Origin of the sequence: Pseudomonas sp. I3-I5 (assembly GCF_022699445.1) — a bacterium.
Classification (GTDB): domain Bacteria; phylum Pseudomonadota; class Gammaproteobacteria; order Pseudomonadales; family Pseudomonadaceae; genus Aquipseudomonas; species Aquipseudomonas fulva.
Genome location: NZ_CP093940.1, coordinates 4,508,678 through 4,525,071 on the forward strand (window position 1 = coordinate 4,508,678; position 16,394 = coordinate 4,525,071).

At 61.9% G+C, this 16,394-nt stretch carries 17 protein-coding genes; 10 read left to right on the top strand and 7 right to left on the bottom strand.

Annotated elements, in window-relative coordinates:
* Nucleotides 1–55 precede the first annotated feature (55 nt).
* Nucleotides 56–382 (bottom strand): thioredoxin TrxA, encoded by a 327-nt coding sequence (trxA, locus tag MOP87_RS20240; protein WP_242809933.1) that lies wholly within the window; start codon nt 380–382, stop codon nt 56–58.
* 256 nt (nt 383–638) lie between these two features.
* Here trxA and ppx point away from each other — a divergent pair, with 256 nt between their 5' ends.
* A complete protein-coding gene (gene ppx, locus MOP87_RS20245) occupies nt 639–2,141 on the top strand; it encodes an exopolyphosphatase (RefSeq protein WP_027913414.1) in 1,503 nt (500 codons plus the stop codon).
* On the opposite strand, the gene ppk1 is transcribed toward ppx, so the two are convergent.
* Nucleotides 2,128–4,371, bottom strand: a complete 2,244-nt coding sequence (gene ppk1, locus MOP87_RS20250) for a polyphosphate kinase 1 (RefSeq protein ID WP_027913413.1) — start codon at nt 4,369–4,371, stop codon at nt 2,128–2,130. The two genes, ppx and ppk1, sit on opposite strands and share 14 nt — an antisense overlap.
* 213 nt (nt 4,372–4,584) lie before the next feature.
* Here ppk1 and MOP87_RS20255 point away from each other — a divergent pair, with 213 nt between their 5' ends.
* Nucleotides 4,585–5,169: a DedA family protein gene (locus MOP87_RS20255; protein WP_023532679.1), complete on the top strand. Its 585-nt coding sequence runs from the start codon at nt 4,585–4,587 to the stop codon at nt 5,167–5,169.
* A 101-nt stretch (nt 5,170–5,270) separates the two neighbouring features.
* On the top strand, nt 5,271–5,930 hold the full coding sequence (elbB, locus tag MOP87_RS20260) for an isoprenoid biosynthesis glyoxalase ElbB (protein ID WP_027913412.1): 660 nt from the start codon (nt 5,271–5,273) through the stop codon (nt 5,928–5,930).
* Between the two features lie 54 nt (nt 5,931–5,984).
* On the opposite strand, the gene MOP87_RS20265 is transcribed toward elbB, so the two are convergent.
* On the bottom strand, nt 5,985–6,437 hold the full coding sequence (locus MOP87_RS20265) for a YaiI/YqxD family protein (RefSeq protein WP_027913411.1): 453 nt from the start codon (nt 6,435–6,437) through the stop codon (nt 5,985–5,987).
* A 153-nt stretch (nt 6,438–6,590) separates the two neighbouring features.
* Here MOP87_RS20265 and MOP87_RS20270 point away from each other — a divergent pair, with 153 nt between their 5' ends.
* Nucleotides 6,591–9,446 carry a class I adenylate cyclase gene (locus MOP87_RS20270; RefSeq protein WP_242809934.1) on the top strand — a complete coding sequence of 952 codons (2,856 nt, stop codon included), beginning with the start codon at nt 6,591–6,593 and terminating at the stop codon, nt 9,444–9,446.
* Nucleotides 9,447–9,478: 32 nt separating this feature from the next.
* Here MOP87_RS20270 and rnk read toward each other — a convergent pair whose 3' ends face one another.
* From rnk to cyaY, 3 genes are all read right to left on the bottom strand, one after another.
* A complete protein-coding gene (rnk, locus tag MOP87_RS20275) occupies nt 9,479–9,889 on the bottom strand; it encodes a nucleoside diphosphate kinase regulator (RefSeq protein ID WP_023532559.1) in 411 nt (136 codons plus the stop codon).
* Nucleotides 9,890–10,106: 217 nt separating this feature from the next.
* Nucleotides 10,107–10,328 (bottom strand): DUF1289 domain-containing protein, encoded by a 222-nt coding sequence (locus MOP87_RS20280; RefSeq protein WP_033694876.1) that lies wholly within the window; start codon nt 10,326–10,328, stop codon nt 10,107–10,109.
* A 1-nt stretch (nt 10,329) separates the two neighbouring features.
* Nucleotides 10,330–10,662 (bottom strand): iron donor protein CyaY, encoded by a 333-nt coding sequence (gene cyaY / locus MOP87_RS20285; RefSeq protein ID WP_023532439.1) that lies wholly within the window; start codon nt 10,660–10,662, stop codon nt 10,330–10,332.
* A 244-nt stretch (nt 10,663–10,906) separates the two neighbouring features.
* Between cyaY and MOP87_RS20290 the strand changes: the two genes are divergently transcribed.
* The 6 genes from MOP87_RS20290 to MOP87_RS20315 are packed head-to-tail and all read left to right on the top strand — an operon-like array spanning nt 10,907 to nt 15,529.
* Nucleotides 10,907–11,122 (top strand): lipoprotein, encoded by a 216-nt coding sequence (locus tag MOP87_RS20290; protein ID WP_033694875.1) that lies wholly within the window; start codon nt 10,907–10,909, stop codon nt 11,120–11,122.
* 9 nt (nt 11,123–11,131) lie between these two features.
* Entirely contained in the window at nt 11,132–12,379 is a 1,248-nt protein-coding gene (lysA, locus tag MOP87_RS20295) for a diaminopimelate decarboxylase (protein WP_028686762.1), read from the top strand.
* Nucleotides 12,380–12,383: 4 nt separating this feature from the next.
* Entirely contained in the window at nt 12,384–13,214 is an 831-nt protein-coding gene (gene dapF / locus MOP87_RS20300; protein WP_027913408.1) for a diaminopimelate epimerase, read from the top strand.
* 13 nt (nt 13,215–13,227) lie between these two features.
* Entirely contained in the window at nt 13,228–13,938 is a 711-nt protein-coding gene (locus MOP87_RS20305) for a DUF484 family protein (protein ID WP_023532867.1), read from the top strand.
* Nucleotides 13,938–14,834, top strand: a complete 897-nt coding sequence (gene xerC / locus MOP87_RS20310) for a tyrosine recombinase XerC (protein WP_027913407.1) — start codon at nt 13,938–13,940, stop codon at nt 14,832–14,834. The genes MOP87_RS20305 and xerC overlap by 1 nt, the downstream gene beginning before the upstream one ends.
* On the top strand, nt 14,834–15,529 hold the full coding sequence (locus tag MOP87_RS20315) for an HAD-IA family hydrolase (protein WP_242809935.1): 696 nt from the start codon (nt 14,834–14,836) through the stop codon (nt 15,527–15,529). Before xerC ends, MOP87_RS20315 begins: the two co-directional genes overlap by 1 nt.
* Nucleotides 15,530–15,606: 77 nt before the next feature.
* Here MOP87_RS20315 and sutA read toward each other — a convergent pair whose 3' ends face one another.
* On the bottom strand, nt 15,607–15,936 hold the full coding sequence (gene sutA, locus MOP87_RS20320; RefSeq protein WP_023532471.1) for a transcriptional regulator SutA: 330 nt from the start codon (nt 15,934–15,936) through the stop codon (nt 15,607–15,609).
* Nucleotides 15,937–16,394: the final 458 nt, after the last annotated feature.

Below are 16,394 nucleotides of genomic sequence, written 5' to 3' on the forward strand. Positions count from 1 at the left end.
TTTGTGCGTCTAGTGCTCTGAAAAAGAAAAGCCCCGCATTTGCGGGGCTTTTTTATCACAGGTGGGCGTCGAGGAACGCTGCCAGCTGCGATTTGGACAAGGCACCGACCTTGGTGGCTTCCACGTTGCCGTTCTTGAACAGCATCAGCGTCGGGATACCACGCACGCCGTGCTTGGCTGGGGTTTCCTGGTTTTCGTCGATGTTCAGCTTGGCGACGACCAGTTTGCCTTCATACGTAGAGGCGATCTCATCCAGAACCGGAGCGATCATCTTGCATGGGCCGCACCATTCAGCCCAGTAGTCGACCAACACCGGGCCTTGAGCCTGAAGCACTTCAGCATCGAAGGTGGCGTCGGTGACGTGTTTGATTTTGTCGCTCATGGAAATCTCCAAGGTCGTAAGCACGGAAAACGTTGCCCATCATAGCCGCCCCCGCGGTCGACAGGAAGCCGCAGACGATTGAGTGTAACTATAGTTGTGCAAGAGCACTCGAATCAAAACTGTCACATCGTCTTCATAGAATCGAATGGCACATTGCCGTATATCAAGCGCATCGCGCAGGCCAGGTGCCACGCGTTGGCGACCAGCCTGCTATCGTGGCACGATTGCCAGGTTAACGACCGAGAACTTCCAGATCATGCCGCATACCACCGCGAAGAACCTGTCCCTGATAGCCGCCATCGACCTCGGCTCCAACAGCTTCCACATGGTCGTGGCCAAGGCCCACCACACCGAAATCCGCATTCTCGAGCGGCAGGGCGAGAAGGTACAGCTGGCCGCCGGCATCGACGAGGAGCGCAGGCTCAGTGAAGAAGCCATGGAGCGCGGCCTGGAGTGCCTCAAGCGCTTCGCTCAGCTGATCAACGGCATGCCCGCAGGCTCGGTGCGCATCGTCGGCACCAACGCCTTGCGTGAAGCGCGCAACCGCAACATCTTCATCCAGCGTGCCGAAGCCATTCTTGGCCATCCGGTAGAAGTCATCTCAGGCCGCGAAGAGGCCCGCCTGATCTACCTGGGCGTTTCCCATACGCTGGCCGACACCGCGGGCAAGCGCCTGGTGGCGGACATCGGCGGCGGCAGCACCGAATTCATCATTGGCCAGCGCTTCGAGCCGCTGTTGCGCGAGAGCCTGCAGATGGGCTGCGTCAGCTTCACCCAGCGCTATTTCCGTGACGGCAAGATCACCCCTGCGCGCTATGCCCAGGCCTATACGGCCGCCCGGCTTGAGTTGATGAGCATCGAGCATGCCCTGCACCGCCTGACCTGGGATGAAGCCATCGGTTCGTCGGGTACCATTCGCGCCATCGGCGCCGCCATTCGGGGTGCAGGCCTGGGCAATGGCGAGGTAAACGCCGAAGGGCTGGCCTGGGTCAAGCGCAAGCTGTTCAAGCTGGGCGAAGTCGACAGGATCGATTTCGAAGGGGTCAAGCCGGATCGGCGCACCATATTCCCGGCGGGCATGGCCATCCTCGAAGCGATCTTCGATGCGCTGGAGCTGCAGCGCATGGACCACTGCGACGGTGCGCTGCGTGAAGGTGTGCTGTTCGACCTGCTTGGCCGGCATCATCATGAAGACGTACGCGAGCGTACCCTCAACTCGCTGATGGAGCGTTACCACGTCGATCAGGGCCAGGCCGCCCGGGTCGAGCGCAAGGCACTGCATGCCTTCGACCAGGTGGCCGTAGCCTGGGACCTGCAGGACGGCAATTGGCGCGACCTGCTGGGTTGGGCAGCCAAGGTCCATGAGATCGGCCTGGACATCGCCCACTATCATTACCACAAGCACGGCGCGTACCTGATCGAGCACTCCGACCTGGCAGGCTTTTCGCGCGAGGATCAGCAGATGATGGCCTTGCTGGTGCGCGGCCACCGCCGCAACATCCCCAAGGACCGTTATGCCGAGCTGGGGGATGATGGGGTCAAGCTGCTGCGCCTGTGCGTGCTGCTGCGCTTTGCCATCCTGTTTCATCACATCCGGGGCACGCAGCAGATGCCCAAAGTCGAGCTCAAGGCGGCCGATAACCGCCTGGAAGTGGTATTCCCGGAAGGTTGGCTCGAGCAGAACCAGCTGACCCAGGCCGACTTCGCCAACGAAGCGGAGTGGCTGGCCCGGGTCGGCTTCGTCCTCAGCGTACGTTGAGGACCGGGTTGCTCAGGCGCTCCAGCAAGGTCGCCTGGGCACTGCGGGGGTTCTGGTTACCCGTCGGGCTGCTGCGCACATAGCGCCCGTCGGGCTGAAGGGTCCAGGCGTGAGTGTTGTCGGTCAGGTACGCCTCCAGTTCCTTTTTCACCCGCAGCAAGAGTTTCTTGCCCTCGACCGGGAAGCAGGTCTCGACCCGCTTGTCGAGGTTGCGCTCCATCCAGTCCGCACTGGAGAGGTAGATCTGCTCTTCACCGCCATTGAGGAAGTAGAACACACGGGTGTGTTCCAGGAAGCGGCCGATGATCGAGCGCACCTGGATGTTGTGTGAAACCCCTGGAATACCTGGACGCAGGCAGCACATGCCACGCACGATCAGGTCGATCTTCACCCCCGATTGACTGGCCTTGTACAAGGCCTTGATGACCTTCGCATCGGTCAGCGAGTTGAATTTGGCGATGATGTGCGCCGGCTTGCCGTCCAGGGCGAACTGGGTTTCGCGGGCGATCATGTCCAGCATGCCCTTTTTCAGGGTGAACGGCGCATGCATCAGTTTCTTCATGCGCAGGGTCTTGCCCATGCCGATCAGCTGGCTGAACAACTTGCCGACGTCCTCGGTGAGCGCATCGTCGGAGGTGAGCAGGCTGTAGTCGGTGTATAAGCGGGCATTGCCAGCGTGGTAGTTGCCGGTCCCCAGGTGCGCATAGCGAACGATCTCGCCCTGCTCGCGGCGCAGGATCAACATCATCTTGGCGTGCGTCTTGAAACCGACCACGCCATAGATCACCACCGCGCCTGCCGCTTGCAGGCGGCTTGCCATCTGCAGGTTGGACTCCTCGTCGAAGCGTGCGCGCAGTTCGATCACGGCGGTGACTTCCTTGCCGTTGCGCGCTGCATCGACTAACGCATCGACAATTTCCGAGTTGGCGCCGGAGCGGTAGAGCGTCTGACGTACGGCCAGAACGTGCGGGTCCTTGGCCGCCTGGCGCAACAGGTCGATGACCGGCGTGAACGACTCGAAGGGGTGCATGAGCAGGATGTCCTGCTTGCTGATCACGCTAAAGATGTTGTCGGCGTTCTGCAGCAACTTCGGGATGGCCGGGGTGAACGGTACGTATTGAAGTTCGGGGTGGCTGTCCAGCCCAGTGATGCTGAACAACCGCGTCAGGTTGACCGGCCCATTGACCTGGTAGAGCTCGCTTTCGCTCAGGCTGAACTGCTTGAGCAGGTAGTCCGACAGGTGCTTGGGGCACGTATCGGCGACTTCCAGGCGCACGGCATCGCCGTAGCGGCGCGAGAACAGCTCGCCACGAAGCGCCCGGGCCAAGTCATCGACCTCTTCGGAATCCAGCGCCAGGTCGGCGTTACGGGTCAGGCGGAACTGGTAGCACCCCTTCACCTTCATACCCTGGAACAGGTCGTCGGCGTGGGCGTGGATCATCGACGAAAGGAAGACGTAATTGGCACCGGTGCCACCCACCTCCTCAGGCACGCGAATGACCCGTGGCAGCAGCCGCGGTGCCGGAATAATGGCCAGGCCTGAATCGCGGCCGAACGCATCGACGCCTTCAAGCTCGACGATGAAGTTCAGGCTCTTGTTCACCAGCAACGGGAATGGATGGGTAGGGTCCAGGCCGATCGGGGTGATGATGGGCGCAATCTCGTCGCGGAAGTAGCGACGCACCCATGTCTTGAGCTTGGGTGTCCAGTGACGGCGGCGAATGAATCGAATCTGGTGTTTTTCCAGCTCCGGAAGCAGCACATCGTTGAGAATCGCGTACTGGCGATCGACCTCGATATGCACCAGTTCGCTGATGCGCGTGAGGGCCTGGTGCGGCTGCAAGCCGTCGGCACCGGCCTGCTCGCGGGCAAAGTTGATCTGCTTTTTCAGCCCGGCCACACGAATCTCGAAGAACTCGTCCAGGTTGCTCGAGAAGATCAGCAGGAACTTCAGGCGTTCGAGCAACGGGTAGCTTTCATCCAGCGCCTGCTCCAGTACGCGGATGTTGAACTGCAGCTGGGACAGTTCGCGATGAATGTACAGGCTGGTATCGTCCAGGCCAGGCACGACGATGGCCGGGGCGGGGGCCGGCGTGGGCGCCGCTGACTCCGCTGCAGGTTCCACAGCGACCTGAGACGCAGGTGGCAGATCAGGCGGGGTCTGCACCAACTCCTCTGGAAGCTCCTTGGCATCCTTGATCAAGACAGGGGGAAGCACTTCGTTATTCATCTGGCGGTCCTGAGGACGTTAACGCCCTATCATCAATTGAGCGGCAAGATAAGCGCCCATTATGACGCCTGTGTTACACGCCAGGGCAAGCCATGGCACACGGTTGCAGACATTGTGGTAGCGGGCACTGTTCACGTCGAGACACATTTGGACACTTTCCCGAACGCACGCGAAGGGGTAGGCTGCGCGTTCATTTCGCCAGCACCTCAGAAAATGCTCCAACAATTCCTGCAGGATTTCGGCTACTTTGCCCTTTTTCTAGGCACCTTCTTCGAAGGCGAGACCATTCTGGTCCTTGCAGGCTTTCTTGCGTTCCGCGATTACATGGACATCAAGCTGGTATGCCTGGTGGCATTCATGGGCAGCTATGCCGGTGATCAGTTGTGGTATTTCATGGGTCGTCGCCATGGGCGCAAGATCCTGGCGCGCAAGCCTCGCTGGCAGGCAATGGGCGACCGCGCCTTGGGCCACATCCGTCGCCATCCCGATATCTGGGTGCTCAGCTTCCGCTTCGTTTACGGGCTTCGCACGGTAATGCCGGTCGCGATTGGTCTCTCGGGCTATCCGCCGCGGCGCTACCTGCTGCTCAATGGCATCGGGGCCGCGATCTGGGCCATCGCCCTGGGTGCTGCGGCCTATCATTTCGGCGCAATCCTCGAAGGCCTGCTGGGCAATATCAAGCGCTACGAATTGTGGGTACTGGGCGCCTTGCTGGTGCTTGGCGTAGGCCTGTGGCTGCACCGGCGCTTTCGCACGCTGCGGGCAGAGCGCCGGGCTGCGCGCGAGTCCCAGGACTGAACACCTGCACCTGTGCACACTCCAACAGACATGGACCATCCCGCACTGCGCCGCGCTGCCAGCCTGACGGGTATCAAGCGCTTCGACCTGGAGTAATGAGCATGACAAAAAAAGTGGCGGTGATTCTTTCCGGCTGTGGCGTTTATGACGGCGCAGAAATTCACGAAAGCGTGATCACCTTGCTGCGCCTGGACCAACGCGGCGCGCAGGTGCAGTGCTTTGCACCGAACATCGCACAGATGCATGTCATCGACCACCTGACAGGCCAAGAAATGCCCGAGTCGCGCAACGTGCTGGTGGAATCTGCCCGTATCGCGCGTGGCGATGTGAAAGACATTCGTGAGGCGCGCGTCGAGGACTTCGACGCCTTGATCGTACCGGGCGGCTTTGGCGCAGCCAAGAACCTCTCGGACTTTGCCGTGAAAGGCGCAGACTGCACTGTCAATCCGGATGTCCTGGGGTTGGCCGAGGCGTTCGCCGCCGCCTGCAAGCCAGTTGGCCTGATCTGTATCTCGCCTGCATTGGCTGCCAAGATCTATGGCCCTGGCGTGGTCTGCACCATCGGCAACGACGCCGACACCGCCGAGGCCGTCGTCAAGATGGGCGGTACCCACGAAGAATGCGACGTGCACGACATCGTCGAGGACCCGCAGCGCAAACTGGTGACCACCCCTGCCTACATGTCGGCAAAGACCATCAGCGAAGCCGCTGGCGGGATCTACAAGCTGGTTGATCGGGTGCTGGAACTGACCCACGAGTAAGCGCCGCTTGCCCGGCTGGAGCGCCTGACCAGGCGATTGGCGCTCCATTGGCTATCAAAGCGCCGACAGCCGAGCGATGATCCGGTCCAACGCATTGGCAAACGCCTGTTTGTCGCGATCCCCATAAGGCCCCTGCCCGCCACCTGACTGGCCTTGTTCACGCAGCTCGGTGAACAGATTGCGCGTAGCCAGGCGCTCGCCCATGTTGCGCTCGTCGAACTCGCGCCCGCGCGGGTCCAGCGCCGCTACGCCCTTCTTCACAAGCCGGTCGGCCAGAGGCACGTCGCTGCAGACGACCAACTCGCCGGGTACGGCATGCTCGACCAGGTAATCGTCGGCCGCATCCATGCCACTGGGTACCACGATCAGTCGTACGATGCCGAATGCTGGCTTTGCCACCGCCTGGCCCGCGACCATGACCACTTCGAACTTGCGCTTGAGGGCGAACTTGACGATCAGGTCCCTGGCAGCCTTGGGGCAAGCGTCGGCATCGATCCAAACACGCATGATTGACCTCACGTTGTCATTTAGCCAGTCATGATGCACTACCCCGACAGGTTGCAGGAACTCGCGCAAATAGCCCCAGAACTGAATGAGCCTGTGTGAGCCGTACCGTTCAGGCTACACTCGCCCCAGCTTCAGCGGACTGATGAGCGCAAAATGAATTGTCCCGACGAGATCCAACTGGACCTGGACAACGGGATCGACCGTAAGCTGCTGGCCAACTTGCGTGGGCGCTACCTACAGATCAACGCAGGCCGCCTGCAGCGAGCAATGGCCGGTTTGTCCCCCCGCCAGCAGCAGGTCCTGACGGTGCTGCCCGTGCTGTTCCATGTAAATCATCCGCTACTGCCCGGCTATGTTTCGTCGACGACGCCGGCAGGCATCTGCGACTTCGAGCCAAGCGCCGATCAGGTATTCGAAGCTCAGCGCCTGGCACGCGCCTTCAGCTACAAAGCCCGCGACAACACCTCACTACGCCCCATCGACGGGCTGTTTCTAATCGGCAGCCTGGGCACGCTTGCCCAGGCTGAGGACAGCGACATCGATGTATGGGTATGCCATACCAGCGACCTGGAGCGCGAAGCGTTGGAGGCACTACAGCGCAAATGCCAGTTGCTGGAAACCTGGGCCGCGAGCCAGGGCGCCGATACGCACATCTTTCTGATTGACACCCAGGCGTTCGCTCAAGGCCAGCGCACAGGCCAACTCGGCACCGATGATTGCGGCACTACGCAGCATTATCTTCTGTTGGACGAGTTCTACCGCACGACCCTTTGGCTGGCAGGGCGGACGCCGCTGTGGTGGCTGGTGCCGCCCGACCAGGAGAACGGTTACCCGGCCTACGCCCAGGCCCTGCTGGCAAAGCGTTTCGTACGCCCTGGGGAAGCCCTGGACCTGGGTCACCTGGCGCAGATCCCAGGCCACGAATTCGTCGGCGCCGGGCTTTGGCAGCTGTTCAAGGGCATCGATGCCCCTCACAAGTCCTTGCTCAAGTTGCTGCTGACCGAAGCCTATGCCAGCGAATACCCCGCCGTGCGTTGCCTGAGCCTGGACTACAAGCAAGCGGTCTTCGCCAATCAGCTCGACCTTGACCGTCTCGATCCTTACGTCATGGTCTACCGACGGATCGAGCGCTACCTGATGCAACGCCGTGAGCAGGCTCGGTTGGAACTGGTGCGGCGCAGCTTGTACCTGAAAGTGAACAGCAAGCTCAGCGAACAGGGCCGCGCCGAAGGCTGGCAACGCCGCCTGCTGCGCAGCCTGACCGACGAGTGGGGATGGGGAGGCGCGCAGTTGGCCCTGCTCGATGGTCGCCCTGGCTGGGGCGTGCACCAGGTTACCCTGGAGCGCCGAGAACGGGTGGCCGAGCTCAGCCGCAGCTACCGGTTCCTGGTGCAGTTCGCGCGCACACATGACGCGACCAGCCGCGCCGACTTGCGCGAGCTCAACCTGTTGGGACGGCGATTGCAGGCAGCATTCGAGCGCCGTGCGGACAAGGTGGAAATCCTCCAGAGCGACCGTGCCTGCGACCTGGCCGAGCAAACTGTGACGCTGGCCCAGTCACCCAGCCGCAGAGCGCCAGGTGGCCACCCCTGGGCACTCTACAGCGGCAATCTGCATGGCCATGAAATGGAACTCGCCAACCCGATCAAGCGCTGCTGGCACCTTGTGGAGCTGTTGGTCTGGGCCCATTGCAATGGCGTGATAGACAGGCATACACGACTGGCGCTTCATCCGGGTATCAGCGATCTGAAAGAGCCTGAATTGCAGGGCCTGCTCGCGAGCCTGCAGCAGCTCATCGTGTTGCCGCTGCCCGCCGTCAGCGAGGTGAGCCTGTTGCAGCCAAGCGTCGCCGAGGATGTGCTGCTGCTGATCAACGTGGGCATTGACCCCCTGCCCCACCACCGTGAGCTGGATATCCTGCTGACCACCGAGCGTACCGACTCGCTCAGCTACGGTGGCCTGCGGGAAAACCTGGTATTGACAGTGGACCAGGTCACGGTCAACTCCTGGAACGAGGTGCTGGTACATCGCTACGACGGCGAGCATGCGCTGATGCGATGCCTGCGCGATTTCATCAACCTGCCGAAACAGGCAAGCGGCTGGCCCAATGTGCGGGCGCACTGCTTTGCCCAGCACCGGGCGCAGGCCATCAGTCAGCGTGTGGCCGAGCTCTTCCAGACTGCGCGGCAGTTGCACGCACAGGACGTTCCCGGCCGTTACCTAGTGCAGGTGGCGCACCAGGTTCATGTGCTGGAGTGGCTCCAGGGCAAGGTCGTCCTCACGAGCCTTGACGACCATGATGCGCTACTCACGTTCATGGGCCAGGAGCGCAGTACCTACAGCCCCGTGTGCCTGGATGCCAATGCCCTGCCGGACACCGATGTGGGCCTTGTGCTCGAGCAAGGCCGCCGCGACTGCGTCCAGGTCTTCTATCGACTGTTCGACAGCTGGGCCGAGCTCTACGTGCTGGATGAATGCAACGCTTTGTGGCACCAGCGCGTGCCGTTGCAGGACGAACCTCACCTTCTGCTGCCGCTGCACCGCTTTCTGGCTTCGGTCTTGCGCCGACGCGAGGCGCAGTTGCCTTATGGTGCAAGGCAAGCAGCACGCCTGGACATCGTGTACGCGCAGCTGCTTGGGTCTGGATCGGCCAGGGCACGGGGCCTGGAGCAGAGGGCGGCACCGGATGCGGGGAACGTGCAGCCCTACTACGACGTCCAGGCCATGATTCACGCCGACACCGACGGTGCCACGCACGTGACCTTGTTCTGCGAACAACAGGAGTTCTCCGAGCTCGACCATGGGCCGAGCCTGTATGGCGTGGTGGCACGAGAAATCATCGCCCAGCGGCGAAGTGCAGGCCTGTATCGGTGCTACATCACCGACTTGGATGTTTCCGGGTTACTCGATGGCCGCCAGGCCACGACGCAGGTTTACCTGAACTACAAGCGGACACTTGAGCAGGCCTTGAATGAGGGGCTACAGCAGGTGCTGGCTGGCCAGGCTTAGGCACTGGCCACGCCACAGGCGCGTTGAAAGCATTACAGGTCGAAATCGCCCGCCGCTTCCGGCTGATACTCGACTTCCAGCAACTCTAGCCTGAGGGTCTTGCCCCCTGGCGCCGGCCAGTCGATCTGCTCACCCACCGACAACCCGAGCAAGGCACAGCCGATGGGCGCCAGGACCGAGACCTTGCCGTCTGGCCCGGCATCCTTGGGGTAGACCAAGGTCAAATGGTAGTCCTTGCCACTGGCTAGCTCGCGGCAATGCACGCGCGAATTCATGGTCACCACACCTGCCGGCACCTCATCATGCCCCACCACCTGCTCGGCGCGGTCGAGCTCGCCGCTGAGCGCGAGCACGCCAGGGGTACTTTCGTCGAGACTATCGAGCAGACGCTCCAGACGTTGTACATCCAAACGGGTGAGGATAAGGGAAGGCTTGGTGCTCATGATCCAGTCAGACTCCTTTGAACAGGCAGTTTTCGATGCACAGATAAAGCAAAACCCCGCCCTATGCGCGTAGTGCTGTTCACTTGAGAGTGTTTGGGCTGCAGAGCAGCCCTAAGTGACCAGCATTACGCCCAAAGGCGGGGTTTTCGAATGCTTTGGCGTCATCGACGCAAGCCCCGACACTACCACAGCGGGGCAAATACTCAAGCCCTTGCTATCAGTGTGCCTTAAGGTCGCGAAGCGCAGTGGCCTCGCGGCAGATCTGCCGACGGCGCTCATCATCGGCAGAGCGCCATTCGCGGATATGTTCAACATGCCGATGACAGCCGGTGCACACGCGCTGTTCGTCAAGGCGGCAGATGCTGATGCACGGCGATGGCACCGCTGGGCTGACGTTGCTGTAAAGCGGCTTGGGGGGCCGAACGGGTGCAGTGCTCATGTCAGATGTCGTCGAAATCCAGCTTTTCGCCGGCTCGCTCCCACACGATGCGCTCAAGCATTTCACCCAGCAGCTCTTCGCTCTTCTCGCACACCCACTTGCCGCTCTCTTCGTCATAGTCGAAGTGGAAGCCGCCGGACCGATCGGCCAGCCACAGCTGGCGCAGAGGCTCCTGGCGGCTGAAGATCAGCTGGGCTCCACCTTCGAACTTCACGGTCAGCACTCCAGCGGAGTTCTCCATGTCCAGATCCAGCCCGCTTTCGTCGAACAGGTCTTCCAGCGCCTGCTGGGTAGCGTCGACCAGATCATGGAAACGCGCTTCACTCAAACTCATTGCAGGAACCTCGAAATTGGCGGCGTGACAGGCAAGCCGGGCACGATACGGGCGCTTGCCGATGAATGCAAAGGTTTAGCCAGGGTCCTTGCAGGCCACTTCGCTTGCAACGCGGCCCTGATGGCAAACAAGTGCGGCTCGGCACCCAGAATAGCCTGCCCGGCGGGCCGGTACTTGCATAGGCAAGCCGCCGGTCGCTCGGTATACTCGGGCTCAATACTGCATTTTTCTAAGGATTTCATCCATGAAGCGCCTGATTTCCTCCCTCGCGGCGCTGGTCGCTGTTGCCTGCCTCGTTTCTGCATGCGGCCAGAAAGGCCCGTTGTACCTGCCCGATGACGGCAAGGACCGCAAAGACGCCCACTCGGCGCACCAGCACCAGACCAAAGCCAAGTCAGCACAGACCCAGGAGCAGCAAGACACGCTGCAGTCCGAGCCTGAGCAGTCGCCTGAGCAGTAAGGGAATCGGATGAACGTCTTCAATTACCGCGACGGTGAACTGTTCGCGGAAGGGGTGTCCCTGTCGGCAATCGCCGAGCGTCACGGCACCCCCACCTACGTGTACTCGCGTGCCCACATCGAGGCCCAGTACCGTAGCTACACCGATGCCTTGCAAGGTTGCGAACACCTGGTCTGCTTCGCGGTGAAAGCCAACTCGAACCTGGGCGTGCTCAATGTACTGGCGCGCATGGGTGCAGGGTTCGACATCGTTTCCGGTGGCGAACTTGAGCGCGTACTGGCTGCCGGCGGGCGCGCTGACCGCGTGGTGTTTTCCGGCGTGGGCAAAACCCGCGAAGACATGCGTCGCGCGCTTGAAGTGGGCGTGCATTGCTTCAACGTCGAGTCCACCGATGAGCTGGAGCGTTTGCAGCAGGTGGCCGCCGAAATGGGCAAGGTTGCGCCCGTCTCGCTGCGGGTCAACCCGGACGTGGATGCAGGTACCCACCCGTACATTTCCACCGGGCTCAAGGAAAACAAGTTCGGCATCGCCATCGCCGATGCCGAGGCCATCTACGTGCGGGCCGCTCAGTTACCCAACCTGGACGTAGTCGGGGTCGATTGTCATATCGGTTCGCAGCTGACCACCGTGGAGCCCTTCCTCGATGCGCTGGACCGCTTGCTGGTACTGGTCGACCGCCTCGCAGAGTGCGGCATCCACCTGCGCCACCTGGACCTGGGTGGCGGGGTCGGCGTGCGCTACCGCGACGAAGAACCACCGCTGGTAGCCGATTACATTCAGGCCATCCGCGCGCGCCTGGGCGATCGGGACCTGGCGCTGGTATTCGAGCCGGGGCGCTACATCGTGGCCAACGCTGGCGTACTGCTGACCCGTGTGGAGTACCTCAAGCACACCGAACACAAGGACTTCGCCATCATCGATGCGGCCATGAACGACTTGATCCGCCCAGCCCTGTACCAGGCCTGGATGGGCATCTGTGCAGTCAAGCCGCGTGAAGGCGAAGGTCGCCCGTATGACCTGGTCGGCCCGATCTGCGAAACCGGCGACTTCCTGGGCAAGGACCGGGTTCTGAACCTTGCCGAGGGTGACGTGCTGGCCGTTCAGTCAGCGGGCGCCTATGGTTTCGTGATGAGCTCCAACTACAACACCCGTGGCCGTTGTGCGGAAATACTGGTCGACGGCGACCAGGCTTTCGAAGTACGCCGCCGCGAAACCATCGCCGAATTGTACGCTGGCGAAAGCCTGCTGCCGGAGTAAGCCCATGCTGCTGCGTTTTACCAAGATGCATGGGCTGGGCAACGACTTCATGGTCCTGGACCTGGTAAGCCAGCACGCCCACATCCAGCCCAAGCACGCCAAGCAGTGGGGCGATCGCCACACGGGCATCGGCTTCGATCAGTTGCTGATCGTCGAGGCGCCGAATAACCCGGAAGTCGATTTCCGCTACCGTATCTTCAATGCCGACGGCTCCGAAGTGGAACAGTGCGGCAACGGGGCACGCTGCTTTGCGCGGTTCGTGCTCGACAAGCGCCTGACCGCCAAGAAGCGCATACGCGTGGAAACCAAGAGCGGCATCATCGTGCTGGACGTACAGAACGACGGCCAGGTCAGTGTCGACATGGGTCCGCCACGCTTCGTCCCTGCCGACATCCCGTTCGTCGCCGACGAGCAGTCGGTGAGCTACCCGCTGGAGGTAGACGATCAGGTGCATTCGATTGCCGCGGTGTCCATGGGCAACCCTCACGCCGTACTGCGCGTGGACGACGTGGTCAGCGCCCCTGTGCATCAGCTGGGGCCGAAGATCGAACACCACCCGCGCTTCCCCCAGCGCGTCAATGCCGGCTTCCTGCAGGTCATTGACCGCCATCGCGGCAACTTGCGCGTGTGGGAGCGCGGTGCTGGGGAAACCCAGGCGTGTGGCACTGGCGCCTGTGCAGCTGCCGTGGCGGCCATCAGCCAAGGCTGGATGGACTCGCCCGTCGCACTTGACCTGCCGGGCGGGCGCTTGCATATCGAGTGGGCCGGGCCAGGCAAGCCGGTGGTGATGACCGGCCCGGCCGTACGCGTCTACGAAGGACAGGTTCGATTCTAAGCGAGTAACCGTCATGACCGATCACCCCAAGGATATACCCCAGCAGGCCGCTGAGCTCGATGCCGAAGCGGTGGTCGCCTACCTGCGTGCTCATCCAACCTTTTTCACCGAGCATGATGAGCTCTTGGTCGAGCAGCACATTCCCCACCAGCGCGGTGACAGTGTTTCGCTGGTCGAGCGCCAGCTCAAGTTGCTGCGCGACCGCAACATCGAGATGCGCCACCGCCTTTCGCAGTTGATGGACGTGGCCCGCGACAACGATCGGTTGTTCGACAAGACCAGACGCCTGATCCTGGACCTGCTCGATGCAACCACGCTGGAAGACGTGGTGATGGTCGTCGAAGACAGCCTGCGTCAGGAGTTCCAGGTACCTTTCGTCAGCCTGATCCTGTTTGGCGACAACGTAGCGCCGGTGGGGCGCTGGGTCAGCAACGCCGAAGCCCAGCAAGCGATCGGCCCGCTGCTCGGTAGCGGCAAGACCGTCAGCGGCAGCCTGCGCGAGCACGAGCTGGCGTTTCTGTTCGGTGAGGAGCAACGCCGCGACGTGGGCTCCAGCGCGGTGGCGACCTTGGAGCACCAGGGGCTGCATGGGGTGCTGGCCATTGGTAGCCGCGACCCGCAGCATTACAAGAGCAGTGTCGGCACACTGTTCCTGAGCTATATCGCCGAGGTGCTGGGCCGTGTGGTCCCCCGCGTCAGCCAAAGCCTGCGCCCGGTGCGCTGATGGAGCGCCAGCTGGAAGCTTACTGCGCACACCTGCGCAATGAGCGCCAGGTCTCCGAGCACACGCTTGTGGGCTACCGCCGGGACCTGGAGAAGGTCATGGCGTACTGCAGCGAGCAGGCTATTGGTGGCTGGCAAGCCTTGCAGATTCAACACCTGCGCCAGCTGATCGCGCGCCAGCATCACCAGGGCCAGTCTTCGCGCAGCCTGTCCAGGCTGCTATCGGCGGTGCGGGGCCTGTACCGTTACCTCAACCGCGAAAAGATCTGCCAGCACGATCCTGCCAATGGCCTGAGCGCCCCCAAGGGGGAGCGTCGATTGCCCAAGGTGCTCGACACCGACCGTGCCTTGCAACTGCTCGATGGCGGCGTGGACGATGATTTCATTGCCCTGCGCGATCAAGCCATTCTCGAATTGTTCTATTCCTCGGGCCTTCGCCTTTCGGAGCTGACCAACCTTGACCTCGACCATGTCGACCTGGCCGGTGGCCTGGTACAGGTGCTGGGCAAGGGCGGCAAGGCCCGCGTGCTGCCGGTAGGGCGCAAGGCGCGGGAGGCGCTGCAGGCGTGGTACCGCCTGCGCGGCGCCGGCAACCCCAGGGATCGCGCCGTCTTCATCACCCGGCAAGGCAATCGCATCAGCCCACGCGCCGTGCAACAGCGGGTCAAGGTGGCCGGGGAACGCGAGCTGGGCCAGCACCTGCACCCACACATGCTTCGCCATTCCTTTGCCAGCCACGTGCTGGAATCGTCCCAGGACCTGCGCGCTGTACAGGAAATGCTCGGACACGCCGACATCGGCACGACGCAAATCTATACGCACCTGGATTTCCAGCACCTGGCAACGGTGTACGACAGCGCCCATCCCAGGGCCAAACGCAGCAAAGGCAACGACTGATGAACATCAAGCTGATCACCTTCGACCTCGACGATACCCTTTGGGACACAGCGCCGGTCATTGCCAGTGCCGAAGTCGTGCTACGCGACTGGCTTCAAGCCAATGCCCCGTTACTGGGCGATGTGCCTGTCGAACATCTGTTCGCCATCCGGGAACGGATCGTCCTGGCAGAGCCCGAGCTCAAGCACCGCATCAGCGCCTTACGCCGCCGCGTGCTGACCCGCGCCCTCGAAGACGTGGGCTACGGCCAGATGCAGGCACAGCAACTGGCCGAGCAGGGGTTCGAAGTGTTCTTGCAGGCCAGGCACAAGGTCGAGATATTCCCGGAAGTTCAACCGATGCTGGAATTGCTGAGCCAGCATTACGCCCTGGGTGTCATCACCAATGGCAATGCCGATGTCAGCCGGCTGGGGCTGGCCGATTATTTCCGCTTCGCCTTGTGCGCGGAGGACCTGGGCATCGGCAAACCCGACCCGGCCCCGTTTGTAGAGGCCCTGCGCCGCAGCGGCGTGCCTGCCAGCGAAGCGGTGCACGTCGGCGATCATCCTCGCGATGACATTGCCGGTGCTCAGCGCGCCGGGCTGCGCGCGGTTTGGTTCAACCCCCAGGCCAAGGCGTGGCCCGGTGAGCAAGCACCCGACGCCGAAATTCAGCGCCTGTCGCAACTGCACGAGGTGCTCGCCCGCTGGCAATGACCTTGCCGACAGCACCTCCCTGTGCAAGCCAGGCATAAAAAAACCCGCAGCGACGGCGGGTTTTTCGAAGGCATCGCTTAGATAGGGCGACTGCCGTATTTATTGTCCGGCTTCTTGGGTGGGTCGGCGACCACGTTGGCCTCGACTTCCTGAACCTTGCCACCACGCGACAGGAACTCTTCCATGGCCTTGGCCAGGGCATCACGCTCCTTTTGCTTGGCTTCCAGGCTGGGCATCTCGTCTACCGAGACAGCCGCCTTGGATTTGCCCTTGGCAGCGGGTGCAGGACTGCTGTCGTCGTCGCCAGCGTCTTCTGCAACATCATCAGCAGCCGCTTCAAGGCCGTCATCAGCCTCGTCTTCATCACCGACCTCGAGGTCATCATTTTCCAGATCGTCGTCGCTCATGTTCTACCTCATGACGTGCAAAAGCAGGTTAGTTAGAGACCAGTGCTGCCGTAGACCGGCAGCTTCTGGTGAAAATTCCACTGGCCGTGGGTTCGACCACGGCCTTTGGGCCAACGCATCTGACGGACGGCTGTACCCGGGTGGGCCTGCACGTGGCAGTGCCGCACAAAACCTGTGACCCCTGCTGGGCCACGCGCTTTTTAGCCAGCCTGGCAAAGGCCGGTAGGGGTGATGAATGTACGTTCCAGCACCCTTCGGCGCGCATTCTAGCGCGCTCGCAGAAAAAGCAAAGCGCCATGAATGCCCCAACTTTTGTAAGTTTTGTACCCGTGTCACAAATAGACGGGATAAACCGTTTGCGCACGTGAAAATGCTGGGCAAGTGATCAAAAAAATGGCAACAGGTGCCGCTTGTGAGCGCCTTGCCAGCCCCCTGCGCGCACGCTTGATCAGGCCGAC

What these genes read in the sequence shown, in the direction of transcription:
- lysA (WP_028686762.1), top strand. Translation starts at nt 11,132, where the DNA reads ATGAACGTCTTCAATTACCGCGACGGTGAACTGTTCGCGGAAGGGGTG.
- MOP87_RS20265 (WP_027913411.1), bottom strand. Translation starts at nt 6,437, where the DNA reads ATGCGTGTTTGGATCGATGCCGACGCTTGCCCCAAGGCTGCCAGGGAC.
- MOP87_RS20270 (WP_242809934.1), top strand. Translation starts at nt 6,591, where the DNA reads ATGAATTGTCCCGACGAGATCCAACTGGACCTGGACAACGGGATCGAC.
- trxA (WP_242809933.1), bottom strand. Translation starts at nt 382, where the DNA reads ATGAGCGACAAAATCAAACACGTCACCGACGCCACCTTCGATGCTGAA.
- cyaY (WP_023532439.1), bottom strand. Translation starts at nt 10,662, where the DNA reads ATGAGTTTGAGTGAAGCGCGTTTCCATGATCTGGTCGACGCTACCCAG.
- MOP87_RS20315 (WP_242809935.1), top strand. Translation starts at nt 14,834, where the DNA reads ATGAACATCAAGCTGATCACCTTCGACCTCGACGATACCCTTTGGGAC.
- MOP87_RS20280 (WP_033694876.1), bottom strand. Translation starts at nt 10,328, where the DNA reads ATGAGCACTGCACCCGTTCGGCCCCCCAAGCCGCTTTACAGCAACGTC.
- ppk1 (WP_027913413.1), bottom strand. Translation starts at nt 4,371, where the DNA reads ATGAATAACGAAGTGCTTCCCCCTGTCTTGATCAAGGATGCCAAGGAG.
- MOP87_RS20305 (WP_023532867.1), top strand. Translation starts at nt 13,228, where the DNA reads ATGACCGATCACCCCAAGGATATACCCCAGCAGGCCGCTGAGCTCGAT.
- ppx (WP_027913414.1), top strand. Translation starts at nt 639, where the DNA reads ATGCCGCATACCACCGCGAAGAACCTGTCCCTGATAGCCGCCATCGAC.
- MOP87_RS20290 (WP_033694875.1), top strand. Translation starts at nt 10,907, where the DNA reads ATGAAGCGCCTGATTTCCTCCCTCGCGGCGCTGGTCGCTGTTGCCTGC.
- dapF (WP_027913408.1), top strand. Translation starts at nt 12,384, where the DNA reads ATGCTGCTGCGTTTTACCAAGATGCATGGGCTGGGCAACGACTTCATG.
- sutA (WP_023532471.1), bottom strand. Translation starts at nt 15,936, where the DNA reads ATGAGCGACGACGATCTGGAAAATGATGACCTCGAGGTCGGTGATGAA.
- rnk (WP_023532559.1), bottom strand. Translation starts at nt 9,889, where the DNA reads ATGAGCACCAAGCCTTCCCTTATCCTCACCCGTTTGGATGTACAACGT.
- xerC (WP_027913407.1), top strand. Translation starts at nt 13,938, where the DNA reads ATGGAGCGCCAGCTGGAAGCTTACTGCGCACACCTGCGCAATGAGCGC.
- MOP87_RS20255 (WP_023532679.1), top strand. Translation starts at nt 4,585, where the DNA reads ATGCTCCAACAATTCCTGCAGGATTTCGGCTACTTTGCCCTTTTTCTA.
- elbB (WP_027913412.1), top strand. Translation starts at nt 5,271, where the DNA reads ATGACAAAAAAAGTGGCGGTGATTCTTTCCGGCTGTGGCGTTTATGAC.